General features: G+C 71.7%; 16 protein-coding genes. 8 read left to right on the top strand and 8 right to left on the bottom strand.

Translation table 11 applies throughout. The features are described from left to right. Positions 1-26: 26 nt before the first annotated feature. Genes N5I75_RS25855 through N5I75_RS25875 form a run of 5 tightly spaced genes read right to left on the bottom strand, consistent with a single transcriptional unit; the run spans position 27 to position 7,881 of the window. Positions 27-2,234 (bottom strand): glycosyl hydrolase family 95 catalytic domain-containing protein, encoded by a 2,208-nt coding sequence (locus tag N5I75_RS25855; RefSeq protein ID WP_476681292.1) that lies wholly within the window; start codon positions 2,232-2,234, stop codon positions 27-29. After that, on the bottom strand, positions 2,227-4,221 hold the full coding sequence (locus tag N5I75_RS25860) for a beta-galactosidase (protein WP_476681294.1): 1,995 nt from the start codon (positions 4,219-4,221) through the stop codon (positions 2,227-2,229). The genes N5I75_RS25855 and N5I75_RS25860 overlap by 8 nt, the downstream gene beginning before the upstream one ends. Before the next feature lie 2 nt (positions 4,222-4,223). After that, positions 4,224-5,150, bottom strand: coding sequence for a carbohydrate ABC transporter permease (locus N5I75_RS25865; protein ID WP_476681095.1), 927 nt, complete (start codon positions 5,148-5,150; stop codon positions 4,224-4,226). Next, entirely contained in the window at positions 5,147-6,202 is a 1,056-nt protein-coding gene (locus N5I75_RS25870; RefSeq protein WP_476681096.1) for an ABC transporter permease, read from the bottom strand. Before N5I75_RS25870 ends, N5I75_RS25865 begins: the two co-directional genes overlap by 4 nt. Beyond that, positions 6,202-7,881, bottom strand: a complete 1,680-nt coding sequence (locus N5I75_RS25875; RefSeq protein WP_476681098.1) for an extracellular solute-binding protein — start codon at positions 7,879-7,881, stop codon at positions 6,202-6,204. Before N5I75_RS25875 ends, N5I75_RS25870 begins: the two co-directional genes overlap by 1 nt. Before the next feature lie 221 nt (positions 7,882-8,102). Between N5I75_RS25875 and N5I75_RS25880 the strand changes: the two genes are divergently transcribed. Beyond that, positions 8,103-10,928, top strand: a complete 2,826-nt coding sequence (locus tag N5I75_RS25880) for a glycoside hydrolase family 3 C-terminal domain-containing protein (RefSeq protein ID WP_476681100.1) — start codon at positions 8,103-8,105, stop codon at positions 10,926-10,928. Then, positions 10,925-13,153 (top strand): alpha-xylosidase, encoded by a 2,229-nt coding sequence (yicI, locus tag N5I75_RS25885; RefSeq protein ID WP_476681102.1) that lies wholly within the window; start codon positions 10,925-10,927, stop codon positions 13,151-13,153. Before N5I75_RS25880 ends, yicI begins: the two co-directional genes overlap by 4 nt. Here yicI and N5I75_RS25890 read toward each other — a convergent pair. The 3 genes from N5I75_RS25890 to N5I75_RS25900 form a co-directional block, all read right to left on the bottom strand. Next, entirely contained in the window at positions 13,134-14,621 is a 1,488-nt protein-coding gene (locus N5I75_RS25890; RefSeq protein ID WP_476681104.1) for a glycoside hydrolase family 43 protein, read from the bottom strand. The two genes, yicI and N5I75_RS25890, sit on opposite strands and share 20 nt — an antisense overlap. Before the next feature lie 108 nt (positions 14,622-14,729). Beyond that, the gene (locus N5I75_RS25895) at positions 14,730-16,007 is read right to left on the bottom strand and encodes an MFS transporter (protein ID WP_476681296.1); all 1,278 of its coding nucleotides are present in this window, start codon (positions 16,005-16,007) and stop codon (positions 14,730-14,732) included. 73 nt (positions 16,008-16,080) lie between these two features. Beyond that, positions 16,081-16,938: a hypothetical protein gene (locus tag N5I75_RS25900; protein WP_476681106.1), complete on the bottom strand. Its 858-nt coding sequence runs from the start codon at positions 16,936-16,938 to the stop codon at positions 16,081-16,083. 58 nt (positions 16,939-16,996) lie between these two features. On the opposite strand from N5I75_RS25900, the gene N5I75_RS25905 reads away from it, so the two are divergent. The 6 genes from N5I75_RS25905 to N5I75_RS25930 all read left to right on the top strand — a co-directional run bounded on the left by N5I75_RS25905 (position 16,997) and on the right by N5I75_RS25930 (position 24,571). Continuing rightward, positions 16,997-18,346 carry a 6-phospho-beta-glucosidase gene (locus N5I75_RS25905; RefSeq protein ID WP_476681107.1) on the top strand — a complete coding sequence of 450 codons (1,350 nt, stop codon included), beginning with the start codon at positions 16,997-16,999 and terminating at the stop codon, positions 18,344-18,346. Positions 18,347-18,554: 208 nt separating this feature from the next. Beyond that, complete coding sequence (gene tgmA, locus N5I75_RS25910; protein ID WP_361077307.1) at positions 18,555-18,746, top strand: putative ATP-grasp-modified RiPP; 192 nt, start codon at positions 18,555-18,557, stop codon at positions 18,744-18,746. A gap of 13 nt (positions 18,747-18,759) precedes the next feature. Next, positions 18,760-19,788 carry an ATP-grasp ribosomal peptide maturase gene (tgmB, locus tag N5I75_RS25915; RefSeq protein WP_476681108.1) on the top strand — a complete coding sequence of 343 codons (1,029 nt, stop codon included), beginning with the start codon at positions 18,760-18,762 and terminating at the stop codon, positions 19,786-19,788. Between the two features lie 216 nt (positions 19,789-20,004). After that, complete coding sequence (locus N5I75_RS25920; RefSeq protein WP_476681110.1) at positions 20,005-21,456, top strand: carboxylesterase/lipase family protein; 1,452 nt, start codon at positions 20,005-20,007, stop codon at positions 21,454-21,456. Between the two features lie 157 nt (positions 21,457-21,613). Further along, on the top strand, positions 21,614-23,671 hold the full coding sequence (locus N5I75_RS25925) for a phosphocholine-specific phospholipase C (RefSeq protein ID WP_476681112.1): 2,058 nt from the start codon (positions 21,614-21,616) through the stop codon (positions 23,669-23,671). 63 nt (positions 23,672-23,734) lie between these two features. Beyond that, complete coding sequence (locus tag N5I75_RS25930) at positions 23,735-24,571, top strand: LURP-one-related family protein (RefSeq protein ID WP_476681114.1); 837 nt, start codon at positions 23,735-23,737, stop codon at positions 24,569-24,571. Positions 24,572-25,026 lie beyond the last annotated feature (455 nt).

The following is a 25,026-nucleotide window of genomic DNA, read 5'->3' on the forward strand; positions in this document are numbered from 1 at the left end:
TGGTGGGGGTGGGGGTGAGGTCGGAACTACCGTGTGCGCAATGCGAGGTGGTGCTCCTCGCCCGCGGTCAGGCGCAGCCGCCCGGTGCCGCCGACGGGGGTCATGAGGGCCACGTCCGCGTCCCGGCCGGGGTGGAACACGGCCGTGCAGGTGCCGCCGCTCCAGGCCAGGTCGACGCGTGCGCCGAACCGGGTGCGCAGGCCGGACACCGATCCGCGCCGCCACCCGTCGGGCAGCGCGGGCAGCAGGACGAGCCGGTCGGGCGTGGACTGGAGCAGTGACTCGGTGAGCAGAGCGGGCAGGGTGTGCGCGGCGTCCGCGTTGTAGACGTCGCGGCGCGGATAGTGCGCGCTCATCAGGGAGCGGTGGAAGTAGTCGCCGGTCAGGACATGGCGCAGGGCGTCACCGACCCGGGCCGGATCGCGCAGCCGGGCCGCGATCAGGGCGTGGTGGAGGTGGCCGTGCGCCGAGTCGTTCTCGGCGCCGCGCAGTTCGAGGGCCCGGTGCGCCGCCTTGGCCCACTCGGGGGTGGAGTACGGGTTGATCTCGTGGTGCGGCCACACCGGATACAGGTGGCTGAGATGGCGGTGGTCGTAGCTGTCGTCGAGGCCGGGCCAGGCCCACTCGGCGAGCGCCCCGTCCGCGTTGACCCGGTAGTCGGGCAGCCGGTCGGCGAGCGCGTTCCAGCGGTCGGCGTCGGGCCCCGGGTGCCAGGCGGCGGCGGTGCGCAGGGCGTGCCGGACCGCCGCGATGTCCATCGTGGCGTTCAGGGTGCCCCAGCTCGCGTTCGCCGGGCGGTTCTCGGGCGAGTACGACGGCACGACGACCACGCGCCCGTCGGGCCCGGTGCGGCTGAGGAAGTCCTCGTAGAAGACGGCGACCTCGGCGAGCGCGGCGGCCAGCCAGGCGGGTCGCTCGCCCGTCGTCTCGGCCTGCTCGACGAGCGGCGTGAGCAGCCAGTCGGCGCCGGCCGTCCACAGGTGCATCGGCCACTCCCGCTGGAAGTGGTAGGCGTGCCCGGACTCACCGTCGGTGTGGGCGGGCGCGACGATGCCGCGGGCGCCGAAGATCTCCCGGGCGTTGTCCCGCCAGTGTGCCAACTGGGCGCGTATCAGCGCCCCTTGCGCGTCGGTGACCTCGGGGAGGGCGCAGGCGGCGGCGGACGCCGTCTGCAGATTCAGGTTGGCGTCCGTGGTGAACGCGCTCGACCACGCCGTGTCCCACTCGCCGGTCCAGAGCCCGGTCAGGCGCGGCGGCAGCGCGCCCGAGGAGCTGAGCAGGTGGTAGCGGCCCGCCGCGAACAGCCGCTCCAGGAGGGCGTGGCTGTCGGGGCGTTCGAGGAGGGCGCTGCCGGGGAGGCCGCGTTCGGCGGGAGGGCCGCTCAGATCGAACGCCACCCGCTCGTACGCGGTGCGGTGCGGCCCCTCGTGGCGGGCGAGGAGGTCCGCGTACGTCGTCGCCGGGTCACCGCTCACCAGCGCCGCGAGGTCGGCGGCCTCGGTGGCGGCGTCCAGCTCGCCGGTGTGCCGGTGCACCCGCGTGAGCAGCAGCAGCCCCGTCGCGCCCTCGACACGCAAGCCCTTGACGCCCACCGCGCAGTGCCCGCCCTGCGCGTGCGCCAGCGTGACCCCCGTGTACGCGAGGTCGCTGCCCGGGTACCGGCAGCGCACCGTCACCTGCGCGCCGTGCGACGTCAGGACGATCGCGCGGCCGACACCGAGCCCGTCCGGCACCCCGGCGAGCCGGTGGTCGAGCCACAGCTCGCCGTCGAGGCCCGGCCCGGTCACGTACCGCACGACCACGTCGTCCGCCCGGGAGACGAAGACCCGGCTGTGCCAGCCGCCGCACCGGGCATCGACGACCCCGGTCGCGAAGTCGACGGAGCGGCGGTAGCCCCGCCACACCACGCTCTCCCGTACGAACCTGACCTGGAACGCCGGATGGAACGGCCGCACCCAGCGCAGCGCACGCCCGTCCGTGAACCGCTCGGCGGCGTCCACGTCGCCGGCGAGCAGGCTGTCCTGGAGCGCGGGCAGCCGGTCGGCGAGGGCGGGCGGGCCCGGCTGCGGCCCTTCGCCGTCCGGGCGGACCAGGGTGTGCTGGGTGACGATCACCCGGTCGTCGTGCGGGTCCCCGAACACAAGGGCGCCGTGCCGGCCGTTGCCGCTGAGGAAGGCGTCCTCCCAGCGTTCGGCCGGCACCGGCTCCCAGGTGCCGTGCGGATGCTCAGGCAGCACCGGACCCCCGCTCCTCGCGCGCGAGCACGGCCACGCCGAACCGGCCGAGCCGTATGCGTCCCGTGTGCCCGGCGCCGCTCAGCACGTCCCGGTACGCCGCGCCGTCCGGCAGCGGCACGACCGTCTCGCCGCGCCCGTGGTGCAGCAGGAACAGCAGCCCACCCCGCCGTACGGCCTCCACCCCTGCGGGGAGGCCGGACAGTGGAGGCCGTACGCCCGCTCCGGCGGCGGCGTCCGCGAGGAGCGAGGACAGCGCCGGAGGTTCGGGGAGGGTGGAGAGGTACCAGACATGGCCTCGGCGCAGGACGGCGGGGAGCCCGTCGAGGTCGCCGCCGCGGTACGAGGCCACCACGTCGGCGTCCGCGGAGGCGGTCAGCTCCTCCGACCACAGCGTGCCGCGGAACTCCCCGCAGTCGACGGTCTCCCCCTCGTCGAGCGGCCACCACTCGTGCAGGGTGCGGATGCCGAACAGGTCGCGCAGGCGGGCGTCGACGCCGCCGGACCGTACGCGGTCGTCGGCGTCGGCGATCCCGGTGAAGAACCCGCACACGAGCGTTCCGCCGCCGCGCACGTACGCTACGAGGTTGTCGATCGCGGCGTCCGTGAGCAGGTACAGCTGCGGCACGACGACCACCTTGTACGCGGACAGGTCGTGCTCGGGGTGCGCGAAGTCGGTGGCGAGGTGCGCCTCCCACAGCGCCCGGTGCCAGGCCCGTACGACACCCTCGTACGTGACGCGCTGGGACGGCCGTCCGTCCTGGTCGGCCGCCCACCAGGCGTGCCAGTCGTGCAGGACGGCGATGCCGGCCCGCTCATGGGTGCCCGCGACGTCGAGACGGGCCAGCTCGGCCCCGATCCGCTTGACCTCGGCGAAGGCCCGGCCCTCCGCGCCCGCGTGGCCGACCATCCCGGAGTGGAACTTCTCCGCGCCCTGCCGGGACTGCCGCCACTGGAAGTAGTGGACGGCGTCCGCGCCGCGCGCCACGGCCTGGAGCGACCAGAGGCGGTTGAGCCCGGCCGGCTTGGGGTGGTTGACCTCGCGCCAGTTCACCGGGCCCGCCGCCTGCTCCATGACCATCCACGGGCCGCGGGCCTGGCCGCGCGTCATGTCGGCGATCATCGCGTTGTACTGCCCGCCCAGCGGGTCGCGCGGATCGGGATAGACATCGACGGAGACGACGTCCTCCTGCTCCGCCCACGCCCAGCCGTCCTGCCCGACCCACAGGGGCATGAAATTGGTCGTGACCGGGATGTGCGCGGGGGAGTGGCGGCGTACGAGGTCGCGCTCGGCCACGTAGCACTCCATGAGCGCGTCCGAGGTGAAGCGGCGGAAGTCGAGGAGCTGCGCCGGGTTGCGGGTGTACTGCGCGCGGCGCGGCGGGATGACGTCCGCCCAGGTGTCGAGGTGCTGGCTCCAGAACGCCGTGCCCCACGCCTCGTTCAGCGCGTCGAGCGTGCGGTACTTGGCGCGCAGCCAGTCGCGGAAGGCGCGGGCGGCTTCATCGCCGTGGTCGAACGTGCAGTACTCGTTGTTGATGTGCCACATGCGCAGGGCCGGGTGGTGGCCGTAGCGGATCGCGAGGTCCTCGGTGATCGCGGCGGCGTAGCGGCGGTAGGCGCTGGAGGAGTGCGAGAACTGCTGGCGCGAGCCCCACCAGATCGTGTGTCCGTCCTCGTCACGCGGCAGTGTCTCGGGGTGGAGCCGGCCGAGCCAGGGTGGCGGGGACGCCGTCGGGGTGGCGAGGACGACGCCGATGCCGTGCGCGTGCAGCAGGTCCATCAGCCGGTCGAGCCAGCCGAACTCCCGCGCGCCGGGGCGTGGTTCGAGCCTGGCCCAGGCGAAGACGCCGACCGTGACCGAGGTGACGCCCGCCTCCTTCATCAGCGTCACGTCCTCGGCCCACACTTCCTCGGGCCACTGCTCGGGGTTGTAGTCGCCGCCGAACAGCGGACGGCCCTCGTGCGCGATGGTCGAAGCAGCGATGCTCACCCCTTCACCGCCCCCGTCAGCATCCCCTTCTTGAAGTGGCGCTGGACGAACGGCGAGGCCACCGCGACCGGGATCAGCGCGAGCACCATGACCGCCATCTGGAGCCCCAGAGTGGACAGTTCACCGGTGCGCACCGCCTGCTGGAGGCCGGTCGGCGCCGCCGTGTTCTTCTGCACGAGCTGGATGAGGACGTTCTGCAGCGGCATCATGTCCTGATCGCTCAGGTAGATCGACGCGTTGAACCAGGCGCTCCAGTACCCGACCGCGTAGAACAGCGAGATGACGGCGAGCACGGCGCGGGACAGCGGCATGATGATCGTCAGCAGGATGCGCAGGTCGCTCGCCCCGTCGATGCGCGCGGACTCGGTCAGCTCGGGCGAGATGCCCATGAAGAAGCCGCGCAGGACGAGGATGTTGAAGACGCTGACCGCGCTCGGCAGGATCAGCGACAGATAGGTGTCGGTGAGGCCGAGCGACTGCACGAGCAGGTACGTCGGGATGAGGCCCGCGCCGAAGAACATGGTCGCCATCAGCGCCATCAGCAGGAACCGGTGGCCCAGGCTGCCGGGGCGCGACAGCCCGTACGCCGCGAGGACCGACACCGCCATGGAGAAGACGGTGCCGACGAGCGTGACGCCGACCGAGACGAGGATCGCCCGGCTGACCTGGCCGCCGCTGAGCAGCTCCGTGTAGTTGACGAAGGTGATGCCCTCGGGGAGGACGACGAGGCCGCCCGCCCGGTCGATCACGGGCTTCGGGGAGAGGCTGGTGACGACGACGATCCACAGGGGTGCGAGGACACCCAGGCAGCACAGGACGAGGAAGCCGCCCTTCGCCGTGAGCCCGGTCCTGCTCGGCGGCTCCTCCCACACGGGGCGGGGCGGCGCCTGGAGGCTGCGGATCAGCTGCGTGTTGAGACTCACTTCTTGTACACCCCCTGCTCACCGAGCAGATGAGCGAACTTGTTCGCGGCGAGCACGAGGCAGACCCCGATCACGCCCTTGACCAGGCCGACCGCCGCCGCGTAGCTGAAGTCGCCGTTCTGGATGCCCATGTTCCAGACATAGGTGTCGAGCACTTCGCTGGCTCCGACGCCGACCGCGTCGCGCTGGAGCAGGAACTGCTCGAAGCCGACGCTGAGCGCGTCGCCGACCCGCAGGACGAGGAGGAGCGCGATGACCGGGCGCAGCGCGGGCAGCGTCACGTGCCACATGCGGCGCCAGCGGCCCGCGCCGTCCATGGCGGCGGCCTCGTACAGGTCGGTGGAGACGGCCGCGAGGGCGGCGAGGAAGACGATGATGCCCCAGCCGGCGTCCTTCCACACGGACTGCGCCGTGACCAGGAACTTGAAGAAGTCGGCGTTCGTCATCAGGTCGAAGCCGCCCCAGCCGTGCTTCTCCATCGTCTGCGCGATGATGCCCGCCCCGCCGAAGACCTGCTGGAAGACGGTGACGACGAGCACCCACGAGAAGAAGTGCGGCAAGTACATGATCGCCTGCGCGACGGCCCGGACCCGGGGCCGGATCACACTGTTGATGAGCAGCGCGAGCGCGATGGGGATCGGGAAGAACAGGACGAGCTGGAGCAGGAAGAGGACGACGGTGTTCTTCGTCGCGTCCCAGAACAGCGGATCGTCCACCAGGCGCGAGAACTGCTCGATCCCGAGCCACGGGCTGTGGAAGATCGCGGTGACGCCGTTGCTCGCGGCGTACGGGTCGTAGTCCTGGAACGCGACGACGTTGCCGAGCAGCGGGACGTAGTTGAAGAGCAGGAGCAGGGCGAGGGCGGGCAGCGTCATCAGGACGAGCGCGCGGTCCCGGCGCAGTCTGACGCGCCACGGGATGCTGCCCGCCTTCCTGCTCGCCCTGGGCGGGACCTCCGCCTTGGCCGCCGTGGCGGCGACCGCGGCCGTCGGTTCCTCGACGGCCGCGGGCGGACGGGTCCCGTCGGGCCTGCTCCCGGCGGTGAGAGACATCAGTTGCCGCTGCCGTTCTTGTCGATGAGCTTCTTGTACCAGTCGCGCAGCTTGTCGCCGCCGGAGGACTTCCAGGTCGAGATGGCCTGCTGCACGTCGGTGAGCTTCTTGTTGCCGCGCACGAAGTCGATCTCCAGCTGCTCGAACTGGCTGGAGAGGTTGGCGTAGCGGGTCGGCTCGACGATGTTCATGCCGTACGTGGACGTCTTCTTCATGAAGGCGCCCATCCGCTGCTCCCACTCGACCTGCTTGCGCGCGATGTCCGGGTAGTCGGGGTGCGCGAAGTAGGGGGCGGGGGCGGCGAGCATCACCCAGGCGTTGATGACCTCCTGGTTGCCCTGGTCGGTCTTGACCGGGACGCCGTCCTTGACCTTGTAGTGCGTGCCCTCCGTGCCGTAGTCGACGAGGATGCGCTCCTTCGTGCCGTACGGGGCGGCGGCGAAGTTGGCGGCGGCGAGCGCGTTCTCGACGGTCTCCTTCGAGGCGCCCTTGCGGATCAGCGACCAGATGCTGGCGGGCTGGCTCGCCCACAGCCGCGGGTCGCCGCCGTCGGGGCCGAAGATGTCCATCGCGTCCATCGTGAAGTCCGGGTTGGACGCGGCCTGTTCGGCGGTCTTGGCGTACCAGTGGGACGTGTCGTTGTTGTACATGAGGATCTGTCCCGCGCCGAAGCGCTGGCCCGCGTCGCCCGAGCGGGCCTTGTCGTCGGGGTGGACGACGCCCGCGTCGAACAGCTTGCGGGTCCATTCCAGGGCTTCGAGGTACTCGGGCTGCTCGATGCGGTACGTCAGCTTGCCGTCGTCCTCGATGTGCCAGCCGAGCGTGCCCGAGGGGCGTACCCCGAAGATGTTGAAGGCGGTCCAGGACATGTCGCCGCAGGCGTACACCTTCGCCTTGGCGCTGGTCGCTTCCTTGGCCCAGCTCAGGAAGGTGTCGGGCGAGGTCGGGACCTCGTAGCCCTCCTTGTCGAAGATGTCCTTGCGGTAGTACGGGATGTTGAAGGTGGCGGCGGCGGTCGGCATCGGGATGCCGCGCAGCGCGCCGCCGAAGATGCCCATGCGCCAGGAGTCGGAGGGGATCGCGGCGAGGTTCGGGTACTTCTTCACCTTGTCGCCCGCGAGGTACGGGCCGAGGTCCATGAACTTCGCGGTGACCGCGTTGGAGATCTTGCCGACCAGCTCCCAGCTCGGCACCACCACCATGTCGGGGATGGAGCTGGAGGCGAGGACCGCGCCGAGTTTCTGCCCGTAGGTGTTGCCGTCCTGGTTCTGCCAGGTGATCTTGGTGCCGGCCGCCGCGTCGAGCGCCTTGTAGTAGGCGCAGTCGCTCTTCGGCGGCGATCCCCAGAACGGGGACATGATCTTGACGGGTGCGCCGGTGCCGAGCTTCTCCGGGACCGAGGCGGCCAGCCCCGCCAGGGTCACCTTGCCGGTGTACCCGGCGGCCGAACCGTTCTTCGACGGCAGGTCCGGGTCGGCGAACTTGCTGGCGACGTAGGTCGGCAGCAGCTTGTCGGCGGCCTTCCCGGAGGTGGTGCCCTCCCGGTCCTTGCTGTCCGTCCCGCCGCAGGCCGTGAGCAGCGGCGCCCCGCCGGCCACGACAGCGGCGGCCAGGGCGCTGGAGGCGAGGAAACTTCTCCGGCTGGGAGCGGAGGCGGCGGAAGGCGAGTTCGGCGTCATTGCGGCAACCCTTCAAGGAACGCGACGACTTTTTGTCGAAGCGCTTCGATTTTGCAGCGAGGCTAAGGGAACGTTTCCGGGGTCACAAGATTGGTGCACGGAATTCCTCAACCGACTTTCGCCGCACCGCTCTTGACACTTGCTGGGGCCAGTGCGGAGCATCGAAGCGCTTCGAAGATGCTGCCGCCACCTTTCCCGCTCCTCTGCCAAGGGACCCGTACGTGACCGACAATCCCCCGCTCCGCCCCGAGACCGCCGCGCCCGTGGACAAGCGCGTCGACGATCTCCTCGCCACGCTGACGCTCGACGAACGCATCGCGCTGCTGCACCAGTTCACCCCCGCCGTCGAACGGGTGGGCCTCGCCGCGTTCCGCACCGGACAGGAAGCGCTGCACGGCGTCGCGTGGATGGGTCCCGCCACCGTCTTCCCGCAGGCCGTCGGGCTCGGCGCGACCTGGAACGACGACCTCGTGCGCCGCGTCGGCGACGCCGTCTCCGCCGAGGTCCGCGCGATGCGCGCCCGCGACGACCGCGTCGGCCTCAACGTCTGGGCGCCCACCGTCAACCTCCTTCGGCACCCGCTGTGGGGCAGGAACGAGGAGGGCTACTCCGAGGACCCGCACCTCACCGCCGCCATCGCCACCGCCTACACGCGCGGCCTGCGCGGCACCCACCCCACCTACTGGCGCACGGCCCCGGTCCTCAAGCACTGGCTGGCCCACAACAACGAGACCCGCCGCGACACGACGAACTCCTCCGTGCGCCCGCGCGTCCTGCACGAGTACGACCTGCGGGCGTTCCGCGCCCCCGTCGAGGCGGGCGCCGTCGCCGGTGTCATGCCCGCCTACAACCTGGTCAACGGCCGCCCGAACCACGTGTCGCCGTACCTGCGCGAGCACCTGCGCACCTGGACCGGCCAGGCTCTCCTCGTCTGCTCCGACGCGGGCGCGCCCAGCAACCTCGTCGACTCCGAGCACTACTTCGACACCCACGAGGAGGCGACCGCCGCCGCGCTCGTCGCGGGCGTCGACAGCTTCACCGACCACGGCACGGACTCCTCGACGATCGTCGGACGCCTGCGCCGCGCCTACGACCAGGGCCTGATCACCGAGTCCGACATCGACACGGCCGTCCGCCGCCAGCTCGACGTACGCGCGCGGCTCGGCGAGTTCGCGGACGTCGGCCCCTTCGCGGACGTCCGGGACTTCGACACCGAGGCCCACCGCGCCCTCGCCCAGGAGGCCGCCGAGCAGGCGATCGTGCTGCTCAAGAACGACGGCCTGCTGCCGCTGCCCGAGGACGCGAAGATCGCGCTCGTCGGCCTCCTCGCCGACGAGTGCAAGCTGGACTGGTACAGCGGCACCCTGATCCACCGCTCCACCCCGCTCGACGGGCTGTACGAGCGGTTCGGCACGGACCGCGTCACGTTCGCGGAGGGCGTCGACCGGGTGCGGCTGCGCTGCGAGGCGGGATGGCTGCGGGTCCCCGACGCGCCGGAGGAGGCCAAGGTGAACGGCGCCGAGGCGGCCCTCGACCCCGCCCTCCTCGCCGGCCGCACGGACCTGCCGCCGCTCACCACCTCCCCGGCGGAGGGCACGGAGTTCGCCCTGATCGACTGGGGCGACGACGTCCTCACTCTGCGCGCCCCGGACGGCCGCTACCTCTCCGTCGCGGAGGACGGCTACGTACGCGCCTCCGCCGAGCAGCCCGGAGGCTGGGTCGTCCAGGAGACGTACGCGCTCGAACCCCATGGAAACGGTCACCTCCTGCGGCACGCGGGAACGGGTCGGTACGTCTCTGTCGCCGCCGACGGCGTGAAGGTTGCCGACGAGGGCACCGCATTCACCCTGGAATTCGTCGAGCGCGGCGAGGAAGCCGTGGCCAGGGCCGCCGCCGAGGCGGATGTGGTGATCGTCGTCGCGGGCAACGACCCGCACCTCAACGGCCGCGAGACCGAGGACCGCACCACTCTCGCCCTGCCCCCGCACCAGGAGCGGCTGTGGCGCACGGCCCGCGCCGCGAACGCGAACACCGCGCTCGCCCTGGTCTCCGCCTACCCCTACGCCGTCCCCGACGCCCACGCCGAACTGCCCGCCCTGCTGTGGACGGCCCACGGCGGGCAGGCGGCGGGCCGCGCCCTCGCCCGGGTCCTCGCGGGCGACGTCAGCCCCGCCGGACGCCTCCCGCAGACCTGGTACGCGGCCGACACCGACCTGCCCGGCCTCCTCGACTACGACGTCATCGGCTCCCGTCAGACCTACCTCTACTTCGAGGGCACCCCGCTCTACCCGTTCGGGCACGGGCTCGGCTACAGCTCGTTCGCCTACGACGCGCCGTTCGTGTCGCGCGGCGACGACACGGTCGAGTTCACCTTCACCGTCACCAACACGGGTGAGCGGGCCGCCGACGAGGTGGCCCAGCTCTACGTCCGCCCGCTCGGCATGCCGGTCCCGCGCCCGCGCCGCCAGCTCCTCGCGCACCGCAGGCTCACGCTCGCCGCGGGCGCGTCCGAGCGCGTCACCTTCACCGTCCCGCTCACCGACCTCGGCCACCACGACGTGGCCCGCGACCGCTGGAGCGTCACGTCCGGCACGTACGAGCTCCTCGTCGGCGCCTCCAGCGAGGACATCCGGCACACGGCACCGCTGACCGTGGAGGGGGACGAACCGGCGCCGCGCCCCGTGCGCGCAGACGGTCTCGACGCGGCGTCCTACGACGAGCAGCGGGGCACCGAGATCGTCGACCGCACGAAGACGTCCGGCGACGCGGTGACGGCCACCGCGGACTCCGTCGGCGAACTCCTCTACCGCGCCTGCGACTTCGGGCCCGACGGGGTGACCGGCGTGCGCGTGGAGGCGGCGGGCGAGGGCGTCGTGGAGCTCCTCGACGGCTGCTCCGTCACCGTCCCGGCGACCGCGGACCCGTACAAGTACGCCACTCTGCACGCCGACTTCACGGCCACCGGCGTGCGCGACCTGCGGGTCCGGCTGCGCGGCGGCGTCCGCCTCGCCCGGCTCGCCTTCATCCCACGGGGGACCACCACATGAAGTTCACCGACGGTTTCTGGCTGATGCGCGAAGGGGTCCGCGCCGCGTACGCCACCGAGGTCCGCGAGGTCAGCGCGGAGGAGGACCGGTTCACCGCGTACGCCGCCGTACGCCACGTGCGCGGCCGGGGCGACACGCTGAACCAGCCGCTGATCACGGTCGACTGCTTCGCACCGGCCGAGGGCGTCATCGGCGTCCGCGTCACCCACCACGCGGGAAGGCGGCACCGCGGCCCCGACTTCGAGCTCCTCGCCGGTGAGGCCGGCGGCAGCGGAGCGCGCGTGACCCGCGACGGCACGGTCACCGAGCTGACCTCGGGCCCGCTGAGCGTGCGCCTGGACACGGCGGAGGGCTGGAGCCTCGCCTTCCACGACACCACCACCGGCCGGCGCCTGACCGCGATCGAGGAGAAGGGCGCCGCCTTCGCGACGACCCCCGACGGCGCGCACCACATGGTCACCCAGCTCGCGCTCGGCATCGGCGAGCAGATCTACGGACTCGGCGAACGCTTCACCCCGTTCGTCAAGAACGGCCAGACCGTCGACATCTGGCAGGCCGACGGCGGCACCAGCAGTGAACTCGCCTACAAGAACGTCCCGTTCCACCTCTCCTCCCTCGGCTACGGCGTCCTCGTGAACCACCCGGGGCGGGTCAGCTACGAGATCGGCTCGGAGTCCGTCGGCCGGCTCCAGTTCAGCGTCGAGGACCAGTCGGTCGAGTTCTATGTGGTCGCGGGCCCGACCCCGAAGGACGTGCTGCGCCGCTACACCGCGCTGACCGGCCGCCCGGCGCTGCCGCCCGCGTGGTCGTTCGGCCTGTGGCTGACGACGTCCTTCTGCACCGAGTACGACGAGGCGACGGTGACCTCCTTCGTCGACGGGATGGCCGAGCGCGACATCCCGCTCAGCGTCTTCCACTTCGACTGCTTCTGGATGCGCGCGTACCAGTGGACCGACTTCGCCTGGGACCCGGAGGTGTTCCCCGACCCGGTCGGCATGCTGTCCCGGCTCAAGGCGCGCGGCCTGCGCATCAGCATGTGGATCAACCCGTACATCGCGCAGAAGTCCCCGCTCTTCGCGGAGGCGGCCGAGCAGGGCTTCCTGGTACGCCGCCCGAACGGCGACATCTGGCAGTGGGACCTGTGGCAGCCCGGCATGGCCCTCGTCGACTTCACCGACCCGGCCGCCCGCGCCTGGTACGCGGGCAAGCTGCGCGTCCTGCTCGACCAGGGCGTCGACACCTTCAAGACGGACTTCGGCGAACGCGTCCCGACGGACGTCGTCTGGCACGACGGCTCCGACCCGGAGCGCATGCACAACTACTACGCGCAGCTCTACAACCGCACCGTCTTCGACCTGCTCCAGAAGGAGCGGGGCACGGGCGAGGCCGTCGTCTTCGCCCGCTCGGCGACCGTCGGCGGCCAGCAGTTCCCGGTGCACTGGGGCGGCGACTGCTTCGCCTCGTTCACGGCGATGGCCGAGTCCCTGCGCGGCGGCCTCTCCCTCTCGCTCTCCGGTTTCGGCTTCTGGTCCCACGACATCGGCGGCTTCGAGGGCACCCCCGACCCGGCCGTCTTCAAGCGCTGGCTCGCCTTCGGGCTCCTCTCCTCCCACAGCCGCCTGCACGGCAACGTCTCGTACCGGGTGCCGTGGGAGTTCGGCGACGAGGCGGTCGACGTGGCCCGCACCTTCACCAAGCTCAAGCACCGCCTCATGCCGTACCTCTACGGTGCCGCGGTCGAGGCGCACCGCACCGGCGTCCCGGTGATGCGCCCGATGCTGCTCGACTTCCCCGACGACCCGACGTGCCGCACCCTCGACCGCCAGTACATGCTCGGCCCGGACCTGCTCGTCGCCCCCGTCTTCACGGCGGAGGGGGAGGTCGAGTACTACCTGCCCGAGGGCGTCTGGACCCATCTCCTGACGGGCGAGCGGGTCGAGGGCCCGGCGTGGCGCCGTGAGACGCACGGCTTCGACAGCCTGCCGCTGTACGTGCGGCCGGGCGCGGTCGTCCCGATGGCCGCGGACGACCGCCGCCCGGACGGCGACTGGCTCGACGGCCTGACGCTGCTCGTCGCCCCCGGGGTGCGGGACGTCACGGTGACGGTGCCGGACCACGGGGCGAACGCCGGGCCCGCCGCCTCGTACCGGGTGCGCAGGGACGAGGACGGCGGGGCGGTGACGGTCGAAGGGTCCGCACACCCGGCTACGGTGCGGGAGTTGTAGGCGTACCCGGTTCGTACGCGAACCAGTCGAAGCGGACGGTGCCGGCCGCGGCGTACAGCCCGATGACGCGGCCGGTGAACCCGCCCGCCACCTCGGTCGACAGATACCGGCCGTCGAGGGCGGCGAGCGCGGTGAAGGCGCCGTCCGCCTCCTCGACCCCGAAGGTGAGCGTGTCGGGGCCGGTACGGGCGTCGTCGAGCGTCCGCGTCTCGGTGATGTCGACGCCGAGGACGTGCGGCTCCCCGGTCGCGGGCCGCACGGCGAGCACGGTGCGCGCCGGGCCGATCCGGACGACGACGCGCACCTCCTCGGCGTCCGCCTCGATCTCGTAGTGGTGCCGCTCGTCGAGGCGCACCGCCAGTCCGCCGCGCCCTTGCGCCGCGTCGACCCGGGTGCGGACGCGGCACGTCAAATGCTCCTGTCGCCGCCCGACGAAGACCGCGTCGGGCTCGTCGAGCGACGCACCGGCGGCGTGCAGCGTCAGCCGTCCGGGCGGCTCCTCCGTGCTGACGTGCGCGGCGGAACGGCTGCGCGGCGAGATCCACTCGGGGGCGAGCCGCGGGCCCTCGAACCCGTCCCGGTACGAGGCCGGGGGCGCCTCCGCGCCACTGCGGATCGGCCCCACCACCGGCCACCCGTCCTCCCACGTCACCGGCGCGAGGAACGTCTCCCGGCCGAGCACGTGCCACCCCGGCGACCCGCCGCGCGGACGCACCCCGAGGAACACCATCCACCAGGTACCGTCCGGCGCCTGGACGAGATCGGCGTGGCCGGTGTTCTGCACGGGGTCGTCGGTGGAGCGGTGGGTGAGGACCGGGTTGGCGGGGCACGGCTCGAACGGGCCCGTCGGCGCCGGACCGCGCGCGATCGACACCCCGTGCCCGCGCTCGGTGCCGCCCTCGGCGATGAGCAGGTACCAGTAAGTGCCTATGTGATAGAGGTGCGGCGCCTCCGGGGCCTTGGCGCCGGGCGTGCCGGACCAGATCCGGCGCGGCTCGCCGAGCGTCTTCCCGGTGGACGGGTCGATGCGGAACTGCGCGACCCCGGCGACGGTGCACCAGCAGGCGCCGTCGTCGTCCCAGGCGAGGTCGGGGTCGATGCCGTGGACGTCGGGCAGCGGGACGGGGTCCGACCAGGGCCCGGCCGGGTCGGTGGCGGTGACCAGGAAGTTGCCGCCGTCGCTGACGTTGGTGACGATCAGCCAGAAGCGGCCGTCGTGGTGGCGCAGGGTGGGCGCGTAGATCCCGCCGGACGACGGCGACTCCACGGGCAGCCGCAATTGCTCAGGCCGGTCGAGGACGTTGCCGATGCGCGTCCAGTTCCGCAGGTCGCGGCTGTGGAAGAGGGGGATGCCGGGGAAGTACTCGAAGCTGGAGCACGCGAGGTAGTAGTCGTCGCCCACGCGGCAGACGGTGGGGTCGGGGTGGAAGCCGGCGATGACGGGAACGGCCGGGGGTCCGCCTGGCATGGGGTGCCTCTCTGTCAGTGCACCGAAACCTTTCGAAGCGCTTCGACTGCTTGGATCACGGGAGAGTAGCCAGACCGGCGAAGCCCCGACAAGGGTCCGGAAGCGGGCTCAGCGCTCCAATGTGCGATGCGCGCTCTCCGGGAGCCGCAGGTACACCACCGACGACACCAGGCACAGCACGGCCACGTACCAGGGGAAGAGCCCGCTGTGCCCCCACTCCTTGAACAGCGTGCCCACGTACGGGGCCGTGCCGCCGAACAGAGCCACCGTCAGCGAGTACGGGAACCCGATCCCGGCCGCCCGCACCCGTGCCGGGAACACCTCGGCGTTGACCGCCGCCGAGATCGACGTGAACCCGGTGAGCAGCACCATGCCCGCGCACTGGGCGAACAGCAGCGAGCCGAACGAGCCGGTCAGCGAGTGCAGCAGCGGCACGCTCAGCAGGGCGAAGCCGACGCCGAAGAACAGCAGCAGCGGCTTGCGGCCGAACCGGTCGGAGACCAGGCCGCCGACGGGCTGGAGCAGCGCGAAGAACGCGAGCGAGACCGTCCCGACGAGCAGGGCATCGGACTTGGTGATGTCCGTGTTGAGCTCCGCGTACGTCGGCAGGTACGAGGTCCACGTGTAGTACGCGAGCGTGCCGCCCGCCGTGATGCCGCAGATCAGCAGCGACTCGCGCGGATGGTGGCGCAGCGCGTCGAAGAGCCCCGGGCGCGCCCCGGGCCCGGCGAGCTCCTCGCTCCGGGTCTCCTGCGCGCCCTGCCGGATCCAGAACCCGACGAGGCTGAGCAGCGCCCCCGCGAGGAACGGCACGCGCCAGCCCCAGCCGTCCATCTGGCCGCCGTCGAGGACGGCCACGAGGAGCGCGGCGATTCCGGATGCCGCGAGCTGCCCGATGGACGTGGACACGTACTGGAAGGAGGAGAACAGCCCGCGGCGCCCCGGCCCGGCCGACTCGACGAGGAAGGTGGTGGACGCGGCGAACTCCCCGCCCACCGAGAGCCCTTGCAGCAGCCGGGCCAGCACCAGCACGACCGGCGCGAGGACGCCCACGGCCGCGTACGTCGGGGTCAGCCCCACCAGCAGGCTGCTGCCGCCCATCGACAGGATCGTCACCGTGAGCGCGGCGCGCCGCCCGTGCCGGTCCGCGACCGCGCCCATCAGCAGCCCGCCCACCGGCCGCATGAAGAACCCGACCGCGAAGACGGCGAACGTCGAAAGGAGCGGTACGAGCGAGTTGTCCGCACTCTTGGGGAAGACCTGGTCGGCGATGTAGGTCGCCAGGAAGGTGTAGGCGTACCAGTCGTACCACTCGACGGCGTTGCCGACGGAGGCGGCGAGGAGCTGGCGGGCGGGGCGGCGCGGGGGAGCGGTGACCGAGGTCATGGAGGGCGGGGTCGGCGGGGTCGTGCGATCTGTCATGATCGCGACCATCCCCCGAACCCCGCCGCCTGACACCTCAGGACTTCTTGTACGAGATCACTGTCGTCGTCACCAGGCACGGCGCGGGCGGCACGATCGTGACGCGCAGGGAGCCGCGCGCGGTGTCGTAGTCGATGCCCTCCGCCTCGAAGGAGCCGGAGCAGATGCTGCGCTGCGGGATGGCGAACACGGTCGAGACGTGACCCGTGACCGGCTTGCCGTCGAGCGGGCGGTCGAGCGCGACCTCCAGGACCTCCTTCGCGGCGTTGTCGGAGGAGCACAGCAGATGCGTGGCGTCGGTGAAGTCGCAGCCCTGGATGTTCTCGACGCCCTTGTCGAGGGTGATCTGCCCGGCCTGCGGGAGGTTGGCGCCCGGCGCGGGGGCCGACGGGTTGAAAACCGGCGTCGGGAAGACCTGGAGCCGCTTCATCGCGCCCCACTCACCGGCCACGAGCCACTGCCCGTCGGGCGCCACCGCCGCGAACGAGTTGTTCAGCAACTCGCCCGCGTCCAGGGCGTGTTCATAGGTCGTGCGCTTCCCGTCGGGGCCGGTCGCGGCGAACATCTTCTTCGTCGCGTCGTCACCGCCCTGGTAGGCGTCGAAGGTGTAGCCGCCCGCCACGTCCGGGTCCCCGACGTGCGACCAGCCGGCTATGCGCAGGGCGAGCGGTATCGAGGCGAGCCCGCGGGTCACGAGGGAGCCGTCGGCGCGGGTGGCGAGGCCCTGGCTGCCGGTGAGGGAGTTGACGGACGACGTGCCGGTCTCGGTCCAGGAGGGCGCGGCCACGGCGGACGCGGCGCTCGCGCCGAGGGTGAGCGCACCGGTCAGCGCGGCCAGGGCGGTGAGTCGGCGTCTCGTGCGCCGCGGCGCGGGGAGCTGCGTGGGGGGTGTCATGGGGGTCCTCCGCCGGTCGAAGATCAGGTCGGGGACAAGGCTGCCCTACGATCGCGCCATGAGGCTGACGATTCTCGGCGGTGGCGGATTCCGGGTGCCCCTCGTGTACGGCGCGCTCCTCGCCGACCACGCGCCAGGCAGGGTCACCCAGGTCACGCTGCACGACGTCGACCAGGACCGGCTGCACGCCATCACCGGAGTACTGCGAGAACAAGCCACCGGCGTGCCGGACGCGCCCGCCGTGCGCGCGAGCACCGACCTCGACGAGGCGCTGCGCGGCGCCGACTTCGTCTTCTCCGCGATCCGCGTCGGGGGCCTCGAAGGCCGCGCCGCCGACGAACGGGTGGCGCTCGCCGAGGGCGTCCTCGGGCAGGAGACGGTCGGCGCGGGCGGCATCGCGTACGGGCTGCGGACAGTGCCGGTGGCGACGCACATCGCGCGCCGCGTGAAGGAAGTGGCCCCCGACGCCTGGGTCATCAACTTCACCAACCCGGCGGGCCTGGTCACCGAGGCCATGTCCCGGATTCTGGGCGACCGCGTCATCGGCATCTGCGACTCGCCCGTCGGCCTCGCCCGCCGCGTCGCCCGCGTGCTCGGCGCCGACCCGGCCGACGCGTGGGCCGACTACGTGGGCCTCAACCACCTCGGCTGGCTGCGCGGCCTGCGCGTCGGCGGCCGGGACCAGCTGTCGCGCCTGCTCGCGGACGAGAAACTGCTCGGCTCGTTCGAGGAGGGCCGCCTCTTCGGCACGGACTGGCTCCGCTCGATCGGCGCGATCCCCAACGAGTACCTGCATTACTACTACTTCAACCGGGAGACGGTCCGCACCTACCGGGAGGCCGAGCGCACGCGCGGCGCGTTCCTCGCCGACCAGCAGTCCGCGTTCTACGCCGATCCGTCCTACGAGGCCTGGGACCGCACCCGCGCCGAGCGCGAAGCCACGTACATGGCGCACAACCGGGAGGCTTCGGGCGCGGGGGAACGGGACGCCGCGGATCTGGAGGAGTCCGGCGGATACGAGAAAGTCGCCCTTGCCCTGATGCGTGCCATCGCCCGCGACGAACGCGCCACGCTCATCCTCAACGTCCGCAACCGCCGCACCCTCGCCGCGCTCGACGCGGACGCCGTCATCGAGGTGCCCTGCCTCGTCGACGCCAACGGCGCCCACCCCGTCGCCGTCGACCCGCTGCCCGCGCACGCCGCAGGCCTGGTCACCACGGTCAAGGCCGTGGAGCGCGAAGTGCTCGCCGCGGCCGAGTCCGGGTCCCGCGCGACGGCCGTCAAGGCGTTCGCCCTGCATCCTCTTGTGGACTCAGTGACAGTGGCGAACCGCCTGGTCGACGGCTACCTCGCGGCCCACACCGGGCTCGCCTACCTCTCTGGTGGAGAACGCCGAAAGGACGTGTAAAGGCTTGTAAAGGCGGTAGTCGGAAGGGGCGGCCTAAAGGCCGCCCCTTTTGCGTGCCCGGGACCGCGCCCCCCTCCCTCTCCGGTGGAAGCAACTCCTCCGCGGGTGTGATGCGTTCTACACAGAGAATCTGAGAAATTGCTCAGGAGTGTGACGCCGGAGAGTCACCATGCGCTTGACTTGGTGCGCCCCCCAACTAGGAGTACTGATGCGACCGTTCGCCCTGAACTACGCTCGCCCCACGCGAGAGACCGAGGTCAGCGCGGTGTACACGTACGACTCCGCACTGCAGTTGAATGTGCTGCCCGACGGCGGAGTGGCCGCACGCGACTACGCAGTGTTGCGAGAATGCGCCGCCACCACCTCCACCGCGGGATCCAAAACCCATTTCGACGACTGAACGGCCGCGCGGAATGACGGTGCTCATCCTGACGAGTGAAGAGGATGTGACGGCCGACCTGGCGGTCGTCGAATTGAACGGACGGGGAATCCCGGTCCTGCGGCTCGACCCCGCCGAACTGTCCGGCGGGGCCGACGTCTCGGGGGAGTACGCGCACGGCGTGTTCCACGGCCACCTGTCCGTCGCCGGACGCGTCGTCAGCATGGGTGGCCTGCGCTCCATCTGGGTGCGCAGACCCGGCGTACCGGCCGCGCGGGCTGCCGCCGCGTCGGCCTGGCTCACCGAGGAGGCGTCCCAGGCGCTGTACGGGATGCTGCGCTGCACCGACGCGCGCTGGATGAACCATCCCGACGCCGCGAGCCAGGCCCGTCACAAGCCCTGGCAGCTGTGGCTCGCGCGGGAGTGCGGACTGCCGGTGCCGGCGACGCTGATCACGACGTTCCCGCGGGTCGCCCGGGAGTTCGCCGAGCGCTTCCCCGACCTCGTCGTGAAGCCGGTCTCCGGCGCGCACCCCGGCGACGGGGCGTTCGCCGTGCCGACGACCCGGGTGCGGCCCGACGAGGACTTCAGCGCCGTGGCGCACGGGCCGACGCTGCTGCAGCGCCGGGTGCGCAAGGTCGCGGACATCCGCCTGACGTGCGTCGGGGACCGGCTGTTCGCGGCGCGGGCGGCGGCGACCGGGGACGCCGGGAACGCCGGGGACGCCGTGGTGGACGTCAGGTTCGACCCCGGCGCCGGGCCGTGGCAGCCGGTGAGCGTGCCGCGACGCGTGGCCGAGGCGGTGCACGCGTACCTCAAGCGCGCCCAACTCGCTTACGGGGCTTTCGACTTCGCTGAGGACGCGGACGGGATCTGGTGGTTCCTGGAGTGCAACCAGTCCGGCCAGTTCGGCTTCGTGGAGATCGAGACGGGCCAGCCCATCGGCCGGGCCGTGGCGGAGTGGCTGGCGGGGGAGCCACTGGGCCGGACAGCGGCGCCGGTGACGGTGGTGGAGACCGGTGCGGGCGACCCGCCGCGGGAGGCGGGCCCGACGCTGCCGTGACCCCGGGCTGCCGGTCCGCCGGGGCGGGGGGCGGTGATCTTCACGCGGCAGGGGGTGGCAAGGTACGGAAGGAGGGCTGCCGTACCCCGCGCCACCCGTAGCCGTCCTTCTGCAATCCGTGCCACCCGTAGCCGTCCTGTTGCAATCCGTGCCACCCGTAGCCGTCCTCCTGTAATCCGTGCCACCCGTAGCCGTCCTCTGTGAGGGAGTCCGCCCATGACCGACGCGTCACCCGAGTGCACCACCCGGCAGGGCACCGTGCGCGGCCGCACCGACGACGGCGTCGCCGCCTTCCTCGGCGTGCCCTACGCCGCCGCGCCGTTCGGCCCGCGCCGCTTCGCCGCGCCCGCGCCCGCCGAGCCCTGGACCGGCGTCCGCGACGCCACCGCGTACGGCCCGACCGCGCCGAAGGCCCCGTACGCGCCGCCCTTCGACGCGCTCATCCCGGACACGTCGATGCCGGGCGAGGAGTGCCTCAACCTCAACATCTGGACCCCGGAGCCGGGCCCCGGCGCGCGGCTGCCCGTCATGGTGTGGCTGCACGGCGGCGCCTTCTCCAACGGCTCGGCGAACGCCTCCGGCTACCGGGGCCACACCTTCGCCCGGGACGGCATCGTCTTCGTGGGCGTCAACTACCGCCTGGGCACGGACGGCTTCCTGCACCTGCCGGGCGCCCCGGACAACCGCGGCCTGCTGGACCAGATCGCGGCGCTCGAGTGGGTCAGGGACAACATCGCGGGGTTCGGCGGCGACCCGGACCGCGTCACCGTCTTCGGCGAGTCGGCGGGCGGCGTGGCGATCGGCCAGCTCCTCGCGGAACCGAGGGCCCGGGGCCTGTTCCGCCGGGCGGCCCTGCAGAGCGGGGCGTGCCACCACTTCATCGGCGAGGACACGGCGCGCCGCATCGGCGAACGCATGGCGTCCCTGCTGGGCGTCCCGCACACGGCGGAGGCGTTCGCGGCGGTGCCGATGCCCGAACTGATCGACACGCAGGCGCGGTTGCGGGCGGAGTTCGCGAGCCGCCCCGACCCGGCGGTGTGGGGCGACGCGGCGCTCAACGGCATGGTCTTCGAGCCGATGGCGCCCGGCCTCCGCCTCCCGGGCCCCGATCTCGGCGTCGACCTCCTGGTCGGCTCCAACCGGGAGGAGAACCGCCTGTACATGGCACCGACAGGCCGCTTCGACACGATCTCGGAGAGCCGGGTCGAACGCTCAGCGGCTGCCTACGACGTGAACCTGGCCGCCTACCGCGAGATCCGCGCCGACGCGACCCCCGGCGAACTCCTCGACGGACTGATCACCGACTGGTTCTGGCGCATCCCGGCGATCCGCCTGGCGGAGTCCGTCCCCGGCACCCACCTCTACGAGTTCGCCTGGCGCTCCCCGCAGTACGACGGCGCCCTGGGCGCCTGCCACGCCCTGGAGCTCCCCTTCGTCTTCGACCTCCCCGACGACCCCGACTACGCGGCGCTGACCGGCGAGAAGGCCCCGCACGACCTGGCCCGCACGATGCACGCGGCATGGGTGTCCTTCGCGGCGACGGGCGACCCGGGCTGGCCCGCGTACGACCCGGAGGGCGACCGCACGACGATGATCTTCGACACGAGTTCCCACCCGGAAGAGGACCCCCGCCGGGCGGAACGGGAACTCTGGAGGAACGTCCGCTGACACGACGCGGGGGCTGCTGCTCGGCTGTCGGGGGTCTACATTTTGCGCGACCGTCACTTCGGCCCCCTTTCCCTCACCCCCGTTCATTGTGAACACTCCCCGTTGCCCCTCATCGCGAACGGACCCCACTTCCGAGGCAACGGAGACCCCCACCCCCATGACCGAACTGAATCGGCGCCGCTTCCTGCAGATCGCCGGCGGCACGGCCGCCTTCACGGCGCTGTCCGGCTCCATCGACCGGGCCGCCGCCATCCCGGCGGCGCGCCGCACCGGCACCGTCGAGGACATCGAGCACATCGTCGTGCTGATGCAGGAGAACCGCTCCTTCGACCACTACTTCGGGACGATGAAGGGCGTCCGCGGCTTCGGCGACCCGCGCCCGGTGACGCTGCCCAGCGGCAAGCCGGTGTGGCACCAGTCGAGCGCGGGCAAGGAGACGCTCCCGTACCACCCGGACGCCGACGACCTGGGCATGCAGTTCATCGCGGGCCTGGACCACGACTGGGCGGGCGGCCACAGCGCCTTCAACAACGGCAAGTACGACAACTGGATAGCGGCCAAGGGCACGGGCACGATGGCCCATCTGACCCGCCAGGACATCCCGTTCCACTACGCCCTCGCCGACAAGTTCACGGTCTGCGACGCCTACCACTGCTCGTTCATGGGCGCGACCGACCCGAACCGCTACTACATGCTCACCGGACACGTCGGCAACGACGGCACTGGCGGCGGCCCGGTCCTCGGCAACGAGGAAGCGGGCTACGGCTGGACCACGTACGCCGAACGCCTGGAGAAGGCAGGCGTCTCCTGGAAGGTGTACCAGGACATCGGCGACGGTCTGGACGCGGCGGGCGGCTGGGGCTGGATCAACGACGCCTACCGCGGCAACTACGGCGACAACTCGCTCCTGTACTTCAACACCTACCGCAACGCCAAGCCCGGCACCCCCCTGTACGAGAAGGCCCGCACCGGCACCGATGCCAAGCGGGGCGACGGCTACTTCGACATCCTCCGCGCCGACGTGAAGTCCGGCAAACTGCCGAAAATCTCCTGGATCGCGGCACCGGAGGCGTTCTCCGAACACCCGAACTGGCCGGCGAACTACGGTGCCTGGTACATCTCCCAGGTCCTGGACGCCCTGACGTCCAACCCGGCGGTGTGGAGCAAGACGGCCCTGTTCATCACGTACGACGAGAACGACGGCTACTTCGACCACGTGGTGCCGCCCTACCCGCCGGCCTCGGCGAACCAGGGCCTGTCGACCGTCGACACGACACTGGACCACTACCCGGGCGGCGGCACCCGCGCCGCGGGCCCGTACGGCCTGGGCCAGCGCGTGCCGATGCTGGTCGTCTCACCGTGGTCGACGGGCGGCTACGTCTGCTCGGAGACGTTCGACCACACGTCGATCATCCGCTTCATGGAGAGGCGCTTCGGGGTACGGGAGACGAACATCTCACCGTGGCGCCGCGCCATCTGCGGCGACCTGACGTCGGCCTTCGACTTCTCCCTCACGGTCACCGACCCGGCGGACCTGCCCGACACGTCCGCCTACGAGCCGCCGGACAGGAACCGCCACAGCAGCTACGTGCCGAAGCCACCGGCGCAGGGCGCGGTCCCCAGGCAGGAGAAGGGTTCGAGGCCGAGCCGCCCCCTCGCGTACGCGCCCTGGGTGGACGGCGCGCAGGACCTGTCGACGGGCAAGTACAAGCTGACGTTCAGCGGCGGCGGCAAGAAGGGCGCGGCGTTCCACGTCCGCTCCCAGAGCCGCGGCGACGGCCCGTGGACGTACACCACGGAGGCCGCGAAGTCGCTCTCGGACAGCTGGAACAGCCTCTACTCGGGCGGCAGGTACGACCTGACGGTGCACGGCCCGAACGGCTTCCTGCGCTCCTTCCAGGGCAACAACAAGGCGGCTGAGCCGGAGATCACAGCACGCCACGAGGACACGACCGGCAACCTCGCACTCACCCTCCGTAACCCGACGACCACCGACGCCCACCTCACGGTGACGAACGCCTACGGCGGCCAGCCGCAGACGTACACGGTGCGGGCGGGCGCGACGGTGCGCCAGACGGTCGACCTGCGAGCGACCAAGCGCTGGTACGACCTGAACATAGTGATCGAGGGCAACGCCGGTTACCTGCGGCGGATGGCCGGACACGTCGAGAACGGCCAGCCGGGCGTGAGCGACCCGCGCATCGCGACGGCCTGAGTACGGGTCTCCCTGTGCCCCTCGTCACCGCGGGGGCACAGGGGCGCGCGATAGTCTGCGCCGGTGACGACGCAATCGAACACCCCTGCAGGCTGGTACCCGGACCCGCAGGGCGCTCCCCAGTCGCTGCGCTGGTGGGACGGTTCCCAGTGGACCGAGCACACGCACGCCCAGCCCCGGACCCAGCAACCGCAGGCGCCCGTGGCGGTGCAGCCCCCGGTCCCGCCGCAGCAGCAGCCCCAGGCGGTCCAGCGCCAGGTGCAGCAGCAGGCCGGGGTGGCACCGACGGCGCAGGGCGGCGGCTCGCTGTTCACGGAGCCGGTCCTGGTCGTGAACCAGAAGGCCAAGCTCATCGAGCTGACCAACGAGTACAGCGTCATGGACCAGAACGGCAACGTCCTCGGCTCCGTCACCGAGATCGGCCAGAGCAGCCTGAAGAAGGCGCTGCGCTTCGTCTCCAGCGTCGACCAGTTCATGACGCACAAGCTGGAGATCCGGGACGCGTACGGCCAGCCGCAGCTTGTGCTGACGCGTCCGGCGAAGTTCATGAAGTCGCGCGTCGTGGTGGAGCGGCCGGACGGTTCGCCCGTGGGCGAGATCGTGCAGCAGAACATGATCGGCAAGATCAACTTCGCGATGAACGTGAACGGGCAGCAAGTCGGCGCGATCAAGGCGGAGAACTGGCGGGCCTGGAACTTCGCGATCGTCGACCACGCGGAGCAGGAGGTCGCCCGCATCACGAAGACGTGGGAGGGCCTGGCCAAGACGATGTTCACGACGGCGGACAACTATGTCCTGCAGATCCACTTCCAGCTTCCCGAGCCTCTGCTCAGCCTTGTAGTGGCGACGGCGCTGACGGTGGACACGGCGCTGAAGCAGGACTCCCGCGGTTTCGGCTGACCCGGTTTTCTTGCGCGGCCTTGCTGGCATGGTGCCCCGGCACTCGGCTGACGCCTCGGGGTTCTTGCTCGGGCCTTCACGCGCGGTGCCCCGGCGCTGGGGTGCCGCCTTGCCCACCCTGCCGCCCCAGGCGGCCGATTGCCCAAGGCGGCGCTTGCTGCGACGGGGCGGGGCGGCGGGGCGTGACCTGGGTCGGGCTGGACGGCGGGGCGCGTCCTGTGCTGGGAGGTGCTGGCAGGGCGCACCCTGCGTTCGGAGGAGCCGACGGGGCGGGGTCTTCGGCAGGAGGGGCCGACGGGTCGCTGTCTGCGTCGGGAGGGGTCGACGGGGCGGGGGGGCTGCGGCGGGAGGGGGTGCCGGGTTGTGGTTGTGGCGGATGGGGCACTGGCGGGATGGTCGCGTTGAGGCGTGAGGGGGTGTGTCGGGGTGCCCCCGCAGGACTCCGCTGGGATTCA

The sequence above is a fragment of the Streptomyces sp. R818 genome (genome assembly GCF_056172735.1).

Excerpts from the sequence above, each read along its gene's own strand:
- N5I75_RS25920 (WP_476681110.1), top strand. The coding sequence starts at position 20,005 with ATGACCGACGCGTCACCCGAGTGCACCACCCGGCAGGGCACCGTGCGC.
- N5I75_RS25895 (WP_476681296.1), bottom strand. The coding sequence starts at position 16,007 with ATGACCTCGGTCACCGCTCCCCCGCGCCGCCCCGCCCGCCAGCTCCTC.
- N5I75_RS25870 (WP_476681096.1), bottom strand. The coding sequence starts at position 6,202 with ATGTCTCTCACCGCCGGGAGCAGGCCCGACGGGACCCGTCCGCCCGCG.
- N5I75_RS25890 (WP_476681104.1), bottom strand. The coding sequence starts at position 14,621 with ATGCCAGGCGGACCCCCGGCCGTTCCCGTCATCGCCGGCTTCCACCCC.
- tgmB (WP_476681108.1), top strand. The coding sequence starts at position 18,760 with ATGACGGTGCTCATCCTGACGAGTGAAGAGGATGTGACGGCCGACCTG.
- N5I75_RS25905 (WP_476681107.1), top strand. The coding sequence starts at position 16,997 with ATGAGGCTGACGATTCTCGGCGGTGGCGGATTCCGGGTGCCCCTCGTG.
- tgmA (WP_361077307.1), top strand. The coding sequence starts at position 18,555 with ATGCGACCGTTCGCCCTGAACTACGCTCGCCCCACGCGAGAGACCGAG.
- N5I75_RS25875 (WP_476681098.1), bottom strand. The coding sequence starts at position 7,881 with ATGACGCCGAACTCGCCTTCCGCCGCCTCCGCTCCCAGCCGGAGAAGT.
- N5I75_RS25900 (WP_476681106.1), bottom strand. The coding sequence starts at position 16,938 with ATGACACCCCCCACGCAGCTCCCCGCGCCGCGGCGCACGAGACGCCGA.
- yicI (WP_476681102.1), top strand. The coding sequence starts at position 10,925 with ATGAAGTTCACCGACGGTTTCTGGCTGATGCGCGAAGGGGTCCGCGCC.
- N5I75_RS25925 (WP_476681112.1), top strand. The coding sequence starts at position 21,614 with ATGACCGAACTGAATCGGCGCCGCTTCCTGCAGATCGCCGGCGGCACG.